At 57.3% G+C, this 17,289-nt stretch carries 13 protein-coding genes; 11 read left to right on the top strand and 2 right to left on the bottom strand.

The genetic code is table 11. The annotated features are described in order from the left end of the window. Positions 1–105 precede the first annotated feature (105 nt). The 7 genes from phoB to SK58_RS19020 all read left to right on the top strand — a co-directional run bounded on the left by phoB (position 106) and on the right by SK58_RS19020 (position 11,354). The gene (gene phoB / locus SK58_RS19050; RefSeq protein WP_003859122.1) at positions 106–795 is read left to right on the top strand and encodes a phosphate response regulator transcription factor PhoB; all 690 of its coding nucleotides are present in this window, start codon (positions 106–108) and stop codon (positions 793–795) included. 21 nt (positions 796–816) lie between these two features. Continuing rightward, the gene (gene phoR, locus SK58_RS19045; protein ID WP_017383159.1) at positions 817–2,112 is read left to right on the top strand and encodes a phosphate regulon sensor histidine kinase PhoR; all 1,296 of its coding nucleotides are present in this window, start codon (positions 817–819) and stop codon (positions 2,110–2,112) included. A gap of 409 nt (positions 2,113–2,521) precedes the next feature. Beyond that, complete coding sequence (gene brnQ, locus SK58_RS19040) at positions 2,522–3,841, top strand: branched-chain amino acid transporter carrier protein BrnQ (RefSeq protein ID WP_003859118.1); 1,320 nt, start codon at positions 2,522–2,524, stop codon at positions 3,839–3,841. Positions 3,842–3,922: 81 nt separating this feature from the next. Next, positions 3,923–5,296: a proline-specific permease ProY gene (gene proY / locus SK58_RS19035; protein WP_017383160.1), complete on the top strand. Its 1,374-nt coding sequence runs from the start codon at positions 3,923–3,925 to the stop codon at positions 5,294–5,296. Positions 5,297–5,459: 163 nt separating this feature from the next. After that, a complete protein-coding gene (gene malZ / locus SK58_RS19030; RefSeq protein WP_048220316.1) occupies positions 5,460–7,277 on the top strand; it encodes a maltodextrin glucosidase in 1,818 nt (605 codons plus the stop codon). Positions 7,278–7,368: 91 nt separating this feature from the next. Further along, positions 7,369–9,978: a DUF2339 domain-containing protein gene (locus tag SK58_RS19025; protein WP_048220315.1), complete on the top strand. Its 2,610-nt coding sequence runs from the start codon at positions 7,369–7,371 to the stop codon at positions 9,976–9,978. Beyond that, on the top strand, positions 9,975–11,354 hold the full coding sequence (locus SK58_RS19020; protein WP_048220314.1) for a DUF3999 domain-containing protein: 1,380 nt from the start codon (positions 9,975–9,977) through the stop codon (positions 11,352–11,354). The genes SK58_RS19025 and SK58_RS19020 overlap by 4 nt, the downstream gene beginning before the upstream one ends. A gap of 49 nt (positions 11,355–11,403) precedes the next feature. On the opposite strand, the gene SK58_RS19015 is transcribed toward SK58_RS19020, so the two are convergent. Further along, positions 11,404–12,006, bottom strand: coding sequence for a peroxiredoxin C (locus SK58_RS19015; RefSeq protein WP_003859113.1), 603 nt, complete (start codon positions 12,004–12,006; stop codon positions 11,404–11,406). 127 nt (positions 12,007–12,133) lie between these two features. Further along, entirely contained in the window at positions 12,134–12,715 is a 582-nt protein-coding gene (gene acpH / locus SK58_RS19010) for an ACP phosphodiesterase (RefSeq protein WP_015571305.1), read from the bottom strand. A 92-nt stretch (positions 12,716–12,807) separates the two neighbouring features. Between acpH and queA the strand changes: the two genes are divergently transcribed. From queA to secD, 4 genes are read left to right on the top strand one after another with little or no spacing between them, the layout of a single operon-like run. Further along, a complete protein-coding gene (queA, locus tag SK58_RS19005) occupies positions 12,808–13,878 on the top strand; it encodes a tRNA preQ1(34) S-adenosylmethionine ribosyltransferase-isomerase QueA (RefSeq protein ID WP_047735180.1) in 1,071 nt (356 codons plus the stop codon). Positions 13,879–13,931: 53 nt separating this feature from the next. Continuing rightward, positions 13,932–15,059 (top strand): tRNA guanosine(34) transglycosylase Tgt, encoded by a 1,128-nt coding sequence (tgt, locus tag SK58_RS19000; protein ID WP_015571303.1) that lies wholly within the window; start codon positions 13,932–13,934, stop codon positions 15,057–15,059. Between the two features lie 22 nt (positions 15,060–15,081). Beyond that, entirely contained in the window at positions 15,082–15,414 is a 333-nt protein-coding gene (gene yajC, locus SK58_RS18995) for a preprotein translocase subunit YajC (protein WP_003859109.1), read from the top strand. Positions 15,415–15,441: 27 nt separating this feature from the next. Continuing rightward, positions 15,442–17,289, top strand: coding sequence for a protein translocase subunit SecD (gene secD, locus SK58_RS18990; protein WP_048220313.1), 1,848 nt, complete (start codon positions 15,442–15,444; stop codon positions 17,287–17,289).

Below are 17,289 nucleotides of genomic sequence, written 5' to 3'. Positions count from 1 at the left end.
TGCTATTTATAGTGGTAATGTTTTTCATAAATCTGTCATAAATCTGACGCATAATGACGCCGCATTACAGACTTGTAACTTAAATACGATAAGACAGGGCAAAGTATGGCGAGACGTATTCTGGTCGTAGAAGATGAAGCTCCGATCCGTGAAATGGTGTGCTTCGTGCTTGAACAAAATGGCTTCCAGCCGGTTGAAGCGGAAGATTATGACAGCGCGGTGAACCAGCTGAATGAACCCTGGCCCGATCTGATCCTGCTGGACTGGATGCTGCCTGGCGGTTCCGGATTGCAGTTTATCAAGCATATCAAACGCGAGGCGATGACCCGCGATATCCCGGTGGTAATGCTGACGGCGCGCGGCGAGGAAGAGGATCGCGTGCGCGGTCTGGAAACCGGCGCGGACGATTACATCACTAAACCGTTCTCCCCGAAAGAGCTGGTGGCGCGTATCAAAGCCGTGATGCGCCGTATTTCACCGATGGCGGTGGAAGAGGTGATTGAGATGCAGGGGCTGAGCCTGGATCCTACCTCACACCGGGTCATGACCGGTGAAAATCCCCTCGATATGGGACCGACCGAATTTAAACTCCTGCACTTCTTTATGACCCACCCGGAGCGCGTTTACAGCCGCGAACAGTTGCTGAATAACGTCTGGGGAACTAACGTCTATGTCGAAGACCGAACGGTTGACGTCCATATTCGCCGCCTGCGTAAAGCACTGGAACTGAGCGGCCACGATCGCATGGTACAGACGGTCCGCGGCACGGGTTATCGTTTCTCGACCCGTTTCTGAACAATGACAGGAGTGTGACGCGTGCTGGAACGTCTGTCATGGAAAAGGCTCGTCTTTGAACTGATCTTATGTTGTATTCCGGCCCTCATTCTGGGGGCTATCTTTGGCTATCTGCCGTGGTTTTTACTGGTGGCCGTGACGGGATTGCTCGTCTGGCATTTCTGGAATTTACTGCGTCTCTCCTGGTGGCTGTGGGTCGACAGAAGTATGACACCCCCGCCGGGAAGCGGGAGCTGGGAACCGCTACTCTACGGCCTGCACCAGATGCAGATGCGTAACAAAAAGCGCCGTCGTGAGCTGGGAAGCCTGATCAAACGCTTTCGTAGCGGTGCGGAGTCGCTGCCGGACGCGGTGATCCTGACGACAGAAGAAGGGACAATCTTCTGGTGTAATGGCCTCGCGCAACAGCTGCTGGGCCTGCGCTGGCCGGATGATAATGGTCAGAACATCCTGAACCTTCTGCGTTATCCCGAGTTCACGCTGTATCTGAAAAAGCGGGATTTTTCGCGCCCGCACAATCTGAAGCTCAATAACGGTCGCCATCTGGAAATCCGCGTGATGCCCTACAGCGATCGGCAGTGGCTGATGGTGGCGCGGGACGTTACCCAGATGCACCAGCTTGAGGGCGCGAGACGTAACTTCTTTGCCAACGTCAGCCACGAGCTGCGTACGCCGTTGACGGTGCTTCAGGGCTACCTGGAGATGATGCAGGAGCAAACGCTTGAGGGGGCGCCGCGTGAGAAAGCACTGCATACCATGCGGGAGCAGACGTTCCGCATGGAAGGGCTGGTCAAACAGCTGCTGACGCTTTCAAAGATTGAGGCTGCCCCGTCGCTGGCGCTAAACGACATCATTGATGTGCCGATGATGTTGCGGGTGGTGGAGCGCGAAGCCCAAACGCTGAGTCATAATCAGCACACCCTGAGTTTTGACGTTGATAACACGCTGAAAGTGCTCGGCAGTGAAGATGAGCTGCGAAGCGCTATCTCAAACCTGGTCTATAACGCCGTGAATCATACCCCGAAAGGGACGCATATCGCGGTGTGCTGGCAGCATACCCCGGCGGGCGCTGAGTTTAGCGTCGAGGACAACGGGCCGGGGATTGGGCCCGAGCACCTCCCGCGTCTCACCGAACGATTCTACCGGGTGGATAAGGCGCGCTCGCGGCAGACCGGCGGGAGCGGACTGGGACTGGCAATTGTGAAGCATGCCGTCAGCCACCACGAAAGCCGGCTCAATATCGAAAGCACCCTGGGTAAGGGCACGCGCTTTAGCTTCGTGATTCCGGAACGATTAATTGCCAAAAAAAGCGCCTGACGGCAGATGTGTCAGGCTACCTTTCCACGGGCCAGCGATTGCTGGCCCGTTTGCTTTGCAGTCAAGCGAAACGCGGATGAATATTATACGGCTGGTGCTTTTTTGTTCGCATGATTAGCCATGAGTTTTTCTTATACATGGCATATTATTTTGGTCTGAATTTTCATGCTGGCATATTGTTCTGGTTTTACGATCCCTTCTTGCCTTTAAACGTTATAAGCGTTTAAATTGCCCCCCATATACTGTCAGACCGACTGTATTTGCGTGGTAAATCGAAAAACTATTCTTCGCCACGCCAGGACGGGAGCATATCCCGCTGAAATTGAGCAAATTTTCCGCTGTATCGTCCCGTGCGGGATGGCGAAAATCTCAACGTATTCAACACCACATCCACAGGCAGTAAGGTTTTATGACCCATCACTTGAAATCGCGTGACATTATCGCGCTGGGCTTTATGACATTTGCGCTGTTCGTTGGCGCAGGTAACATCATTTTTCCTCCAATGGTTGGCTTACAGGCGGGTGAACACGTCTGGACGGCTGCGTTTGGCTTCCTGCTTACTGCCGTGGGCCTGCCGGTACTGACCGTTATCGCGCTGGCGAAAGTCGGTGGCGGTGTGGACAGCCTCAGCACCCCGATTGGCAAAGTGGCTGGCGTTCTGCTGGCAACCGTCTGCTATCTGGCCGTTGGCCCGCTGTTCGCGACCCCGCGTACGGCGACCGTCTCCTTTGAAGTGGGTATCGCCCCGCTGACCGGTGACGGCGCGATGCCGCTGTTTATTTACAGCCTCATTTACTTCGCCATCGTGATTCTGGTTTCTCTCTATCCCGGCAAACTGCTGGATACCGTGGGTAACTTCCTGGCTCCGCTGAAAATTGTGGCGCTGATCGTGCTGGCGGTTGCGGCCATCGTCTGGCCTGCGGGGCCCATCAGCTCCGCGATGGACGCTTATCAGAACGCGGCGTTCTCAAACGGTTTCGTGAACGGCTATCTGACAATGGATACGCTGGGTGCGATGGTGTTTGGTATCGTTATCGTTAACGCCGCGCGTTCCCGCGGGGTGACCGAAGCGCGTCTGCTGACTCGCTACACCATCTGGGCTGGCCTGATGGCCGGTGTCGGCCTGACGCTGCTGTATCTGGCGCTGTTCCGTCTGGGTTCAGATAGCGCAACGCTGGTCGATCAGAGCGCAAACGGCGCGGCAATCCTGCATGCTTACGTGCAGCATACCTTTGGTGGTGCAGGCAGCATGCTGCTGGCGGCGCTGATTTTCCTGGCCTGTCTGGTGACGGCGGTGGGTTTGACCTGCGCCTGCGCGGAGTTCTTCGCTCAGTATCTGCCGCTCTCTTACCGCACGCTGGTGTTTATCCTCGGCATCTTCTCCATGGCGGTGTCAAACCTCGGTCTGAGCCACCTGATTCAGGTGTCAATTCCGGTGCTGACGGCGATCTATCCGCCATGTATCGTGCTGGTGGTGCTGAGCTTCACCCGCCCGTGGTGGCATAACTCGACGCGAATTATTGCGCCGGCCATGTTTATCAGCCTGATTTTTGGTATCCTTGATGGGATCAAAGCATCAGCATTTGCAGAAATCCTGCCAGCCTGGACACAGCGTCTGCCGCTGTCCGAGCAGGGCCTGGCCTGGCTGATGCCTTCCGTTGTAGCGCTGGTTCTGGCGATTATCTGGGACCGTGCGGCAGGGCGTCAGGTGACATCCAACGCCCATTAATCAACGGCAACAAATTGTTTAACCACGGGGCTTAAGGCCCCGTGGTTTTTTGTTTTTTTCGTGTTGAATGGCAAGATTTTAATGGAAAGCACTAACAAACTTAAACGTGGATTGAGCACCCGCCACATCCGCTTTATGGCGCTGGGCTCGGCTATCGGCACCGGTCTTTTTTATGGCTCGGCAGATGCCATCAAAATGGCCGGTCCAAGCGTTCTGCTGGCCTACATCATCGGCGGCGTGGCGGCCTATATCATCATGCGTGCGCTGGGGGAGATGTCGGTTCACAACCCGTCTGCCAGTTCCTTCTCCCGCTACGCACAAGAGAACTTAGGCCCGCTGGCCGGGTTTATCACCGGCTGGACTTACTGCTTCGAAATCCTGATTGTCGCCATTGCCGATGTGACGGCGTTTGGCATCTATATGGGGGTCTGGTTCCCCGCCGTGCCGCACTGGATCTGGGTACTGAGCGTGGTGCTGATCATCTGCGCCGTCAACCTGATGAGCGTGAAGGTGTTTGGCGAGCTGGAGTTCTGGTTCTCCTTCTTCAAGGTCGCGACCATTATCATCATGATCCTCGCCGGTTTCGGCATCATCATCTGGGGTATCGGCAACGGTGGGCAGCCAACCGGCATCCATAACCTGTGGAGCAACGGCGGCTTCTTCAGCAACGGCTGGCTCGGGATGGTCATGTCGCTTCAGATGGTCATGTTCGCCTATGGCGGTATTGAGATTATCGGCATCACCGCCGGGGAAGCGAAAGATCCGGAGAAGTCCATTCCGCGCGCCATCAACTCGGTGCCGATGCGTATTCTGGTGTTCTACGTGGGCACGCTGTTTGTGATTATGTCCATCTACCCGTGGAACCAGGTGGGCACCAACGGCAGCCCGTTTGTCCTGACTTTCCAGCATATGGGCATTGCGTTTGCCGCCAGCATTCTCAACTTTGTGGTACTGACCGCCTCGCTGTCGGCCATCAACAGTGACGTGTTCGGCGTGGGTCGTATGCTGCATGGCATGGCGGAGCAGGGCAGTGCGCCGAAGGTGTTTGCCAAAACGTCGCGTCGCGGCACCCCGTGGGTAACGGTGCTGGTCATGACCGTGGCGCTGCTGTTCTCGGTTTACCTGAATTACATCATGCCGGAGAACGTCTTCCTGGTGATTGCGTCACTGGCGACCTTTGCGACGGTGTGGGTGTGGATCATGATCCTGCTGTCGCAGATTGCGTTCCGTCGCCGCCTGTCGCCAGAAGAGGCCAAAGCGCTGAAGTTTAAAGTGCCGGGCGGCGTGCCAACGACCATTGTCGGTCTCATCTTCCTGGTCTTCATCATTGGCCTGATTGGTTATCACCCGGATACCCGTATTTCCCTGTACGTGGGCTTCGCGTGGATCGTCCTGCTGCTGGTGGGCTGGATGTTTAAATGTCGCCGCGATCGTCAGCTGGCGGAAGCACAGTAAGGTAAAAATGCCGGGTGGCGCTGCGCTTACCCGGCCTACACTCCCTTTTGCCCTGGAAAAAATCTCCTCCTCCGTTCTCCTCCCCCAATAATCCCGAACACGATGAGCTATCTTTAATCACCCTGTGGCAAGGTGACGTCAATTTCATCAAAGGGGATTCGTGATGTTAAACGCCTGGCACCTTCCGGTTGCCCCATTTGTTAAGCAAAACAAAGACAACCTTGTGATTACGCTCTGGCTGGCAGGGGACAATCAGCCTGAACGCGTGACCCTGCGCGCCGAAGTGGATAACGAAGAAACGTCGCTGAAAATGCACAAAGTGCGCAGTCAGCCGCAGCCGGGCGTCACGGCGTGGCGGGCAAATATCGATTTGCGCAGTGGGCAGCCGCGTCGCCGCTACGGCTTCAAGCTGCTGTGGAACGACCGCCAGCTGTGGTTTACCCCGCAGGGCTTCAGCCGATTCCCTCCGGCCAGGCTGGAGCAGTTTGCCGTGGATCACCCGGATAACGGCCCGCAGTGGGTTAACGATCAGGTCTTTTACCAGATTTTCCCGGACCGCTTTGCGCGCAGCGAAAAGCGCACCGCCGATCAGGACAAGGTTTATTACCATCATGCGGTCGGTCACGACATCATTCTAAAAAAATGGGACGAGCCGCTGACCGCCCAGGCGGGGGGATCGACCTTTTACGGCGGCGATCTCGACGGTATCAGCGAAAAGCTGCCGTACCTGAAAAAGCTCGGCGTCACGGCGCTGTACCTGAACCCGGTGTTTAAAGCGCCAAGCGTGCACAAATACGATACGCAGGACTACCGCCACGTTGACGAGCAATTTGGCGGTGACGAGGCGCTGCTGCGGCTGCGGCACAACACGCAAAAAGAGGGTATGCGCCTGATCCTTGATGGCGTGTTCAATCACAGCGGTGATTCTCACGCGTGGTTTGACCGTCACAATCAGTCGATGGGCGGCGCATGCCATAATCCGGACTCACCGCAGCGTGACTGGTACAGTTTTGACGAGCATGGCCGCGCCCTGGACTGGCTGGGCTATCCGAGTCTGCCGAAGCTCGATTTCCAGTCGCCATCGCTGGTGAATGAGATCTACGGCGGCGACGACAGCATCGTGCGCCACTGGCTGAAAGCGCCGTGGAGCATGGACGGCTGGCGGCTGGACGTGGTGCATATGCTGGGTGAAGCAGGCGGGGCGCGGAATAACCTTCAGCATGTCGCCGCCATTACCCGGTCGGCAAAAGCGGCCCGGTCGGAAGCATTCGTCTTCGGGGAGCACTTTGGCGACGCGCGTCAGTGGTTGCAGGCTGATGCAGAAGACGCGGCGATGAACTATCGCGGCTTCACCTTCCCGCTGTGGGGGTTCCTCGCTAACACCGATATCTCTTACGATCCGCAGCATATTGACGCCGAAACCTGCATGGCGTGGATGGAAAACTATCGCGCTGGCCTCTCACATCAGCAGCAGTTGCGGATGTTTAACCAGCTCGACAGCCACGATACCGCGCGCTTTAAATCGTTACTGGGTAAGGATGTGGCACGTCTGCCGCTGGCGGTGACCTGGCTCTTTACCTGGCCGGGCGTACCCTGCATCTACTATGGCGATGAAGTGGGGCTGGACGGCAACAACGATCCGTTCTGCCGCAAAACCTTCCCGTGGGAGCCTGAAAAGCAGGATCAGGATCTGTTCAGCCTGTACCAGCGGCTGGCGAAGCTGCGCAGGCAGAGTCAGGCCCTGCGCTACGGGGGCTGCCAGGTGATGTATGCCCACGATAACGTAGTGGTCTTTGTCCGCGTCTATAACCAGCAGCGCGTGCTGGTGGCGATCAACCGGGGCGAGGCGTGTGAAGTGGTGCTGGAAGATTCACCACTGCTGGCCGGTAAAACGTGGAAGATCAAAGAGGGTAAAGCGACGTTCCAGGAGAGCGTGCTCACGCTGCCCGCGATTTCCGCTGCGGTCTGGTTCGGCAGCTAAGCGCAGGCAGAATGGTTTTCACCTTTTAAGATGGCACAAATGCAACGATTTGTGTCAATCTTAGCGGATCGTTTACGGTGAAGGTGGAAACATGGACGAGCTTTACATCCTTGGCTGTTTGTTCCTGGTTTTTGCGCTGGTCGTGGCACCCGTGCTCGCGGTGATAGGCTTTAACCGAAGCACGGCGGCGCGGCAGGAGATTGCCCGGCTTCGCCAGCGCATTGAGGCGCTTGAGCAGCGCGGTGTCGCTGAGAAAGCGCCGGAGCCGGTGCAGACCGCCGCGCCAGTGGAGACGCCAGCGTCGGTGGCAGAAGCCGTTACCCCACCTGTCGATCCCTGGCGTCCCGAACCGCCCGTCACTGAAGCAGAACCAGCGCTTGTACCGGCGGCAAAACGGCCTTCCGCCTTTGGCGGCATCCTGTCCTCGCTGACGCGCTGGTTTATGCAGGGCAATCCGCTGGCAAAACTGGGGATTGTACTGCTCTTCCTCGGCCTCTCTTTCCTGCTGCGCTATACCGTTGAACATTCACTGTTTCCGATTGAGCTGCGTCTTGCCGCCACGGCGCTGTTTGCCATGGTTCTGCTGGCCGTTGGATGGCGGCTGCGGCATAGGCAGCGGATCTACGCGCTGATCCTCCAGGGCGGGGCGACCGGCGTGCTTTATCTGACCGTCTTTGGCGCATTCCGGCTGTGGCAAATGCTGCCGATGACGCTGGCGTTTGCGCTGCTGGTGGTGATTTGCGCGGCGAGCGTCGGGCTGGCCGTGCTGCAAAAGGCGCTGAGCCTTGCCATGCTGGCGAGCCTCGGCGGATACCTTGCGCCGCTGCTGTTGTCTACCGGAGGCGGCAGCGTTGTGGCGCTGTTCTCCTTCTATCTCATGCTTTCCATCGGCATTCTCGCCATCAGCATCTGGCAGCACTGGCGCGAGCTCAACCTGCTCGGGCTGCTCTTCACGTTTGGCGTTGGCGGGGTATGGGGGCTGAGCGACTACCAGCCTGAAGACTATGTTATCTGTCAGCTGTTCCTGATTGCCAATACGCTTATTTTTGGCGTGTTTAGCGTGGCGCTGTCGCTGCGGGCGCAGGAAAAAGGCAAACAGATTATTGACGGCGTACTGCTGTTTGCTCCGCCGCTGATTGGTTTTGGGATGCAGTATGGCATGACGTCTCACTGGACGTACGGCCCGGCGCTCAGCGCGCTGGGCTATGGTGCGTTTTATCTCTCACTGGCGTTTCTCGCACTGCGACGTTATCCGTCTGTCGGGCGGCCACTGGTTATGGCGGCGCTGGCGATCGGCGGCGGGTTTGCCACGCTTGCCATTCCGCTGGCGCTTTCAGCGCGCTGGACGGCGATGGCCTGGGCGCTGGAAGGGCTGGGTATTCTCTGGCTGGGCGTGCAACAGCAGCAGCGGCGCATGAGCTATAGCGGGACGGCGCTGCTGGTGCTGGCGCTCGGCAGCGCGATATGGGCGCAAATGGACGGCGTCACCTCGTTGAGCCTGCTGCTTATTTTCGCAGTGCTCAGTCTTTGCTGGCTTGCTGCGGCCTGGCTGTGGCAGAAAATCGCGCAGCCGGGCAGTTGGGCATTGCTGGGCGGTGGGCTGCTGTTCTGGTTAGTGGCGCAGCTGGGCGCATCTCAGCTGTTCCTGAAGCAGGAGTTATCGGTTCTGGCAGGCGTGCTGGCGCTGACGGCGGCGTCGGCCTGGGGATGGCGGCAGGCCGCCGCTCGTCTGGCGTGGCGGGAGCTGGATGCCAGCAAATGGCTGCTGTGGCCGGTGATGCTGCTGATGGTGCTGTATCAGATCTGGCAACAGCAAATCCTGGCGGCCAGCTGGGCAAATCTGGCCTGGGCTATTGCGCTGCCTGCCGCCCTGATGCTGCTGCGGCGCGACGAAGATAAACTTCTGCCGCGCATCTCAATGGGACTGCATCTGTCGCTGGTGTGGATGATTTTACTCGCCATAGCCGCCGAGCTTTACTGGTTTGCCCGCTCCCTGCCGTGGGGCATGGCGGCCTGGGGAAGCGGCATTGCGATGGCTGTTGGCGGTGGGGTGATTATGGCGCTCTCCGCGGCCGTACGGCGTCGCGGGTGGCCGTTCCGGGTATGGCCTGCGCTCTACGCCTGCCTTGCCGCGATCCCTGTGGTTGTGGCGCTGGTGGTATTGCTGGTCGTGACCAATTTGCAGGACGGTGTGGTCTATCAACAGACATGGCTGCCGCTGGTGAACCCGCTTGAGGAAGGGGCGGCGTTCGCGCTGCTGGGGCTGGTGGTGTTTTATCGGGAAGTGGATCGCTACTATCCGGCATCGTTTGCGCAGTCCCGTCCGTGGCCCGCCGTTGTGCTGATGGCCCTGGGTTTCTGGTGGCTTAACGGCGCATTGCTGCGCGCGCTGGCGTGGTACGGCGAGGTGGCCTGGAATTGGGAGTCGTTGTGGCATTCGCGGCTTATCCAGACCACCTTTGCCCTGTTCTGGATGTTGTGCGCGCTGGTGGTCATGATCCGCGCCACCCGTCACGCCTCCCGTCAGCAGTGGCTTGGCGGTGCGGCGCTACTGGGGGTGGTCATGCTCAAACTGATGCTGGTGGACAGCGCGGGCGGTGGCGGCCTGGCGCGCGCCGTCGCGTTTATTGGCGTGGCGATCCTGGTCCTGATTGTGGGCTATTTCTCGCCGCTACCGCCTAAAGCAGGAGAAGAAAAATGAAATGGATGAACGCGGTTATTTGTACGGCACTGCTGGCCGTGGCCGGTCCGGCATTCTGCGAGGGCGCGCCAGCGGAATCCCCGCGGGATTATGCCTATGGCCTGTCCCTTGATACCTCTGCCTCTTCGCCGTGGTATCGGGTCATGCTGCCGCTGGCGGTTTATCAGCAGAGCACATCGCCCGATCTGCGCGACGTGCGCGTGTTTAATCAGTCGGGCGAGCCGGTACCGTTCAGCCTGGTTACCACGACGCGTCCGCAGCCGGCACCGACCACCACGGCGCTGCGCCTCTTTGCGCTTAACGCCTCGCCGGGCGGAGAAGAGGACAGCGGCGATAAAATTATGCTACGGGCCAGAAACGGCGTGGAAATTGTGCTGGAAGGGCAACACGCAGCGGCTGCCGGACAGCACTATCTGCTGACCCTGCCGGAAAACGCGACGGAGGTTCCGCTCTCTCAGCTCCAGCTTTTCTGGGACACGCCGCAGGGCTCGTGGCAGGGGACGGCATCGGTCTATTACAGCGAGGATCTGAAAAACTGGTATACCCTGCGCGAAGAGATGCCCCTGCTGGACGTGATGAGTGGACAGGATCGCCTGAAGCTCGACCGCATCGATACCGATCTGGTGTTATCGCCTGAGGCGAATCGTTATCTGCTGCTGGTGCTGAACACGGGGCGTTCTGCCCTGACGTTAACCGGCGTCAACGCGATTAACGCGACTGAACAGCCGGAATCTGAGCACATTAGCCTGGCGGGAGAGGGGGAGCGGTTATCCGAAAGCGAAGCCGTGTGGCGCTGGAAACATCCGCAGCCTCTGAGTGCGATCGGCTTCATGCTGAATGGCGACGGTGTTCTCCCGGCAGAAATAGCCTGGCGGGAGGCGGATAAGGATCGGTGGCATACGCTGAAAAAAGAGGTGATCTACCAGCTCGGCGGCAAAACGTCTGAACCTGTTCCGCTCCCTGGCGGACTGGTCGAGGCGGTAAAAATCAAGACCCTCAATGCGCGTTTGCCTGAGAACCTGCCTGGCGTGACCGGGCAACGCGTGCGCTACGATCTGGTGTTTAACGCGCAGGGGAAGGGGCCGTACCTGCTCGCGTGGGGGAACGGGGCTGCGAAACCGGCGAGCGTGGAGACGGATATGCTGATCCCGACCGAACTGCGTAAAACCTACGATCTGGCAGCCCTGCCGATGGCGGATACGCTGGAACCTGTCCCGCTGGGTGGCGAGGCGCGTTTAACCGCGACGTCTGCGGCTGAGCAGGAAAGCAGAATGAAAACGCTGATGGTCTGGGGCGTACTGATTGCGGGGGTGATGGTGCTTGCGGGTATGGCATGGCGTATCTGGCGCGAGGTAAAAAAAGACGGCGCAGCATAAGCCATAAAAAAACCCGCGTATTCGCGGGTTTTTTCGTAAACCGTGCCGATTACAGGCTGGATACGTTCTCAGACAGGTATTTAGCTACGCCGTCTGGGGAAGCCGCCATACCTTCTTTACCTTTTTCCCACTGAGCCGGGCACACTTCACCGTGCTCTTCGTGGAACTGGAGCGCGTCAACCATGCGCAGCATTTCGTCGATGTTACGACCCAGCGGCAGATCGTTCACAACCTGGTGACGAACGATGCCGTTCGCGTCGATCAGGAAAGAACCACGCAGTGCAACGCCAGCGTCCGGATGTTCGATACCGTAAGCCTGCTGGATTTCGCGTTTGATGTCCGCAACCATCGCGTATTTCACTGCACCGATGCCGCCGTTTTCGACAGGGGTGTTACGCCATGCGTTGTGTACAAATTCAGAGTCGAAGGAGACGCCAACCACTTCCACGCCACGCTTCTGGAATTCTTCGTAACGTTTGTCGAACGCGATCAGCTCAGACGGGCAAACGAAAGTGAAGTCCATTGGCCAGAAGAACAGAACGGTCGCTTTACCGTTGGTGTGCTGTTTGAAGTTGAAGTTTTCAACGATTTCACCATTGCCCAGAACGGCGGCAGCTGTAAAATCCGGAGCCGGACGAGTTACCAGAACCATATGATTCTCCTGTAGATACTAAGGTTATTTGGAACGCAACGCGGGCCAGTATAGAGGCAGTACGGGAATAAGACAAAGAGGTGGTAACAATCGTTCCACCAGCTTTTACCTATCAATCGAACCGACTTCACAGTTCTTTATTTTTCGCCTGCGTCATCATACGCGGGTAGAACTGCCAGAAGCGGGTTTCCAGCGCATCATAATGTTCATCCAGGTCATGCCATGAGTCGCGCAGCGCGTCCAGACGCGGTCGACGGCTCGCCATGCCGTTCAGGACGTTCTGAATGAAATCCATCTCGCGGTATCGCTCCAGCCAGCGTTCAGACCAGAGATAGTTATTCAGATTCACAAAGCGCGGCGGGGAGTCCGGCAAAATGATCGACACCTGCGCGTGGGCGTAGCGCACAAACTCAGGCAGCGACATATCAGGCGACAGCCGGGACCAGTGGCGCGACAGGAAATGATCCCACATGACGTCGAGCGTGATCGGCGCCACGCGTCGCGTTTCGGGGCGGAACCAGGCTTTGGCTTCCGTCACTTCCGGCAGGTTATCGGTCAGCACGTCGATGCGGCGGTGCATAAAAATCCCGTCGACAACCTCAGGGGAGTACGCTTCCGCGGGGTTACCGCGTACAAAATCGGCCAGCAAATTACCGGAGAGGGAGCTGTCCGCGAGATGAGCGAGATGCAGGTGAGCGAGAAAATTCATGCGTTTTCGTTGTCCGGTGGCGGCTAGTTGTTGCAGCAAAAGGGTGTGAGCACTAGACTATGCCGCCTGTTTTTAAGTCACGAGTATACGTCATGCGCGTCGCCGATTTCTCCTTTGAACTACCTGAATCCCTGATTGCTCACTACCCCATGCCTGAGCGTAGCAGCTGTCGCTTGCTGTCACTGGACGGGCCAACGGGCGCGCTGACGCACGGTACTTTCACCGATCTGCTCGACAAGCTCAACCCTGGCGATCTGCTGGTCTTTAACAATACCCGCGTGATCCCGGCGCGTCTGTTTGGCCGTAAAGCCAGCGGCGGCAAGATCGAGGTGCTGGTCGAACGTATGCTCGATGATAAACGTATTCTGGCACATATTCGCGCCTCCAAAGCGCCGAAGCCGGGCGCTGAGCTGCTGCTGGGCGATGACGAGAGCATCAAAGCGACCATGACCGCGCGCCACGACGCGCTATTTGAAGTGGAATTCAACGACGAGCGCACGGTGCTCGACATCCTGAACGCTATCGGCCACATGCCGCTGCCGCCGTATATTGAGCGCCCGGACGAAGAGGCCGACCGCGAGCTGTATCAGACCGTCTACAGCCAGAAGCCTGGCGCGGTGGCGGCCCCAACGGCAGGTCTGCACTTTGATGAGCCGCTGCTGGAAAAACTGCGCGCGAAGGGCATTGAGATGGCGTTCGTGACGCTGCACGTCGGCGCGGGGACCTTCCAGCCGGTGCGCGTGGACAGCATCGAAGACCACATCATGCACTCTGAGTATGCCGAAGTGCCACAGGAGGTTGTGGATGCGGTGCTGGCGGCGAAAGCGCGCGGCAATCGCGTCGTGGCCGTCGGTACAACGTCGGTACGTTCCCTTGAGAGCGCTGCGCAGGCCGCGAAAAGCGGGCTGATTGAGCCGTTCTTTGGCGATACGCAGATCTTTATCTACCCGGGCTATCAGTACAAAGTCATTGATGCGCTGGTGACCAACTTCCATCTGCCTGAATCAACGTTGATTATGCTGGTTTCCGCGTTTGCGGGGTATCAGCATACGATGAACGCCTACAAGTCTGCGGTAGAACAAAAATATCGCTTTTTTAGCTACGGTGACGCGATGTTTATCACGTACAATCCGCAGGCTTTGAATGAGCGTGTCGGGGAATAAGTCCGCGGCACCGTGTTACAACGTTGGACTGTTTTTCTGACGTCGGAGAAAAAATGAAATTTGAACTTGATACCACCGATGGCCGCGCGCGTCGCGGTCGTCTGGTGTTTGATCGCGGCGTGGTAGAAACCCCCGCGTTTATGCCTGTGGGCACGTACGGCACCGTAAAAGGAATGACGCCGGAAGAAGTTGAAGCCACTGGCGCACAGATTATCCTCGGCAACACCTTCCACCTGTGGCTGCGTCCGGGCCAGGAGATCATGAAACTCCACGGCGACCTGCACGATTTCATGCAGTGGAAAGGCCCGATCCTCACCGACTCCGGCGGTTTCCAGGTCTTCAGCCTGGGCGATATCCGTAAGATCACCGAGCAGGGCGTACACTTCCGCAACCCGATCAACGGCGATCCAATCTTCCTCGATCCGGAAAAATCCATGGAGATTCAGTACGATCTCGGCTCCGATATCGTGATGATCTTCGACGAATGTACGCCATACCCGGCGGACTGGGACTACGCCAAGCGTTCTATGGAGATGTCCCTGCGTTGGGCGAAGCGTAGCCGCGACCGTTTTGACGCCCTGCAAAACAAAAATGCGCTGTTCGGCATTATCCAGGGCAGCGTTTACGAAGATTTACGCGATATCTCGGTTAAAGGTCTGGTAGAGATAGGCTTTGATGGCTACGCTGTCGGCGGTTTGGCTGTGGGTGAGCCGAAGGAAGATATGCACCGCATTCTGGAGCATGTCTGCCCGCAAATCCCGGCGGATAAACCACGATACCTGATGGGTGTGGGTAAACCAGAAGATCTGGTGGAAGGCGTACGTCGCGGCATTGATATGTTCGACTGCGTTATGCCAACCCGAAACGCGCGTAACGGTCATCTGTTCGTTACCGATGGCGTGGTGAAAATCCGTAACGCGAAGCATAAAAGTGACACCAGCCCGCTCGATTCCGAGTGCGATTGCTATACCTGTCGCAATTATTCTCGCGCGTATCTGCATCATCTCGATCGTTGCAACGAGATTTTGGGGGCGCGTCTCAATACCATTCATAATCTTCGTTATTATCAGCGCTTAATGGCTGGTTTACGTAAGGCTATCGAAGAGGGTAAATTAGAGAGCTTCGTGACCGATTTCTACCAACGTCAGGGGCGGGATGTTCCACCGTTGAACGTTGATTAATTTTAATAATGAGGGAATTTGAATGAGCTTTTTTATTTCTGATGCGGTAGCAGCAACGGGTGCACCAGCGCAGGGCAGCCCGATGTCTCTGATTCTGATGCTGGTTGTGTTCGGCCTGATCTTCTACTTCATGATCCTGCGTCCACAGCAGAAGCGTACTAAAGAGCACAAAAACCTGATGAACTCCATCGCGAAGGGCGATGAAGTCCTGACCAATGGTGGCCTGGTGGGTCGCGTAACCAAAGTAGCGGAAAACGGCTACATTGCTATCGCCCTCAACGACACCACTGAAGTGGTTATCAAACGTGACTTCGTAGCTGCCGTTCTGCCGAAAGGCACCATGAAGGCGCTGTAATCCCAACTTTTCCCAAAGGGAACTGCCGTGTTAAACCGTTATCCTTTGTGGAAGTACATCATGCTGGTCGTCGTGATTATCGTCGGCCTGCTGTACGCGCTTCCCAACCTGTATGGTGAGGATCCGGCCGTTCAAATCACTGGCGCGCGCGGTGTCGCCGCCAGTGAGCAAACGCTGATCCAGGTCCAGAAAACGTTACAAGAAGAAAAAATTACCGCTAAGTCTGTGGCACTGGAAGAGGGCGCAATTCTTGCTCGCTTCGACACCACCGACACGCAGCTCCGCGCACGTGAAGCGCTGATGGGCGTGCTGGGTGATAAATATGTCGTGGCGCTTAACCTTGCTCCTGCAACCCCACGCTGGCTGGCTGCGCTGAACGCAGAGCCAATGAAACTGGGTCTTGACCTGCGTGGCGGCGTTCACTTCCTGATGGAAGTGGATATGGATACCGCGCTCGGCAAGCTACAGGAACAGAACATCGACAGCCTGCGCAGCGATCTGCGCGATAAGGGCATTCCGTACACCACCGTACGTAAAGAAGATAACTACGGCCTGAGCATCACGTTCCGCGACAGCGCGGCACGCGATCAGGCTGTGACGTATCTGTCTCAGCGTCACCGCGATCTGGTGATCACCTCTCAGGGCAGCAACCAGCTGCGTGCGGTAATGACCGACGCGCGTCTGAGTGAAGCACGTGAATACGCCGTTCAGCAGAACATTAACATTCTGCGTAACCGTGTAAACCAGCTGGGCGTGGCTGAGCCACTGGTACAGCGTCAGGGTGCTGACCGTATCGTGGTCGAACTGCCGGGTATCCAGGATACCGCCCGTGCGAAAGAGATTCTGGGCGCGACGGCGACCCTGGAGTTCCGTCTGGTTAACTCCAATGTCGACCAGGCTTCTGCGGCTTCAGGCCGTGTGCCGGGCGATTCTGAAGTGAAACAGACCCGCGAAGGCCAGCCCGTTGTGCTGTACAAACGCGTGATCCTGACCGGTGACCATATCACCGACTCCACTTCCAGCCAGGACGAATACAACCAGCCGCAGGTTAACATCTCGCTTGATAGCGCGGGTGGTAACATCATGTCTAACTTCACCAAGGACAACATCGGCAAGCCGATGGCGACCCTGTTCGTGGAGTACAAAGACAGCGGTAAGAAAGACGCCAATGGCCGTGCCGTGCTGGTGAAAGAGGAAGAGGTGATTAACATCGCCAACATCCAGTCTCGTCTGGGTAACAGCTTCCGTATTACCGGTATCAGCAACCCGAACGAAGCGCGTCAGCTCTCTCTGCTGCTGCGTGCCGGTGCGCTGATTGCGCCAATCCAGATTGTTGAAGAACGTACCATTGGTCCAACCCTGGGTATGCAGAACATCAAACAGGGTCTGGAAGCGTGTCTGGCCGGTCTGGCGGTGTCCATCATCTTCATGATCTTCTTCTATAAGAAGTTCGGCCTGATTGCGACCTCCGCGCTGATTGCCAACCTGGTGCTGATCATCGGTATCATGTCCCTGCTGCCGGGGGCGACGCTGACCATGCCGGGGATTGCGGGTATCGTTCTAACCCTTGCGGTGGCGGTCGACGCCAACGTACTGATAAACGAACGTATCAAAGAAGAGCTGAGCAACGGTCGTTCTGTACAGCAGGCGATTGAAGAAGGCTACAAAGGGGCGTTCAGCTCCATCTTCGATGCGAACGTAACAACACTGATTAAGGTTCTTATCCTGTATGCAGTGGGTACTGGCGCGATCAAAGGCTTTGCGATTACTACCGGTATCGGTGTCGCAACGTCGATGTTTACCGCTATTGTCGGCACCCGTGCCATCGTGAACCTGCTGTACGGCGGCAAGCGCGTCAAAAAGCTGTCTATCTGA

The sequence above is a fragment of the Enterobacter sp. BIDMC93 genome, assembly GCF_001037805.1.
GTDB classification, from domain to species: Bacteria; Pseudomonadota; Gammaproteobacteria; order Enterobacterales; family Enterobacteriaceae; genus Enterobacter; species Enterobacter hormaechei_C.
This window is presented reverse-complemented; position numbering and strand designations above follow the sequence as displayed.

Coding starts and splice junctions, on each gene's coding strand:
- proY (WP_017383160.1), top strand. CDS start 3,923: ATGGAAAGCACTAACAAACTTAAACGTGGATTGAGCACCCGCCACATC.
- queA (WP_047735180.1), top strand. CDS start 12,808: ATGCGCGTCGCCGATTTCTCCTTTGAACTACCTGAATCCCTGATTGCT.
- SK58_RS19025 (WP_048220315.1), top strand. CDS start 7,369: ATGGACGAGCTTTACATCCTTGGCTGTTTGTTCCTGGTTTTTGCGCTG.
- phoB (WP_003859122.1), top strand. CDS start 106: ATGGCGAGACGTATTCTGGTCGTAGAAGATGAAGCTCCGATCCGTGAA.
- acpH (WP_015571305.1), bottom strand. CDS start 12,715: ATGAATTTTCTCGCTCACCTGCATCTCGCTCATCTCGCGGACAGCTCC.
- SK58_RS19015 (WP_003859113.1), bottom strand. CDS start 12,006: ATGGTTCTGGTAACTCGTCCGGCTCCGGATTTTACAGCTGCCGCCGTT.
- SK58_RS19020 (WP_048220314.1), top strand. CDS start 9,975: ATGAAATGGATGAACGCGGTTATTTGTACGGCACTGCTGGCCGTGGCC.
- yajC (WP_003859109.1), top strand. CDS start 15,082: ATGAGCTTTTTTATTTCTGATGCGGTAGCAGCAACGGGTGCACCAGCG.
- malZ (WP_048220316.1), top strand. CDS start 5,460: ATGTTAAACGCCTGGCACCTTCCGGTTGCCCCATTTGTTAAGCAAAAC.
- brnQ (WP_003859118.1), top strand. CDS start 2,522: ATGACCCATCACTTGAAATCGCGTGACATTATCGCGCTGGGCTTTATG.
- tgt (WP_015571303.1), top strand. CDS start 13,932: ATGAAATTTGAACTTGATACCACCGATGGCCGCGCGCGTCGCGGTCGT.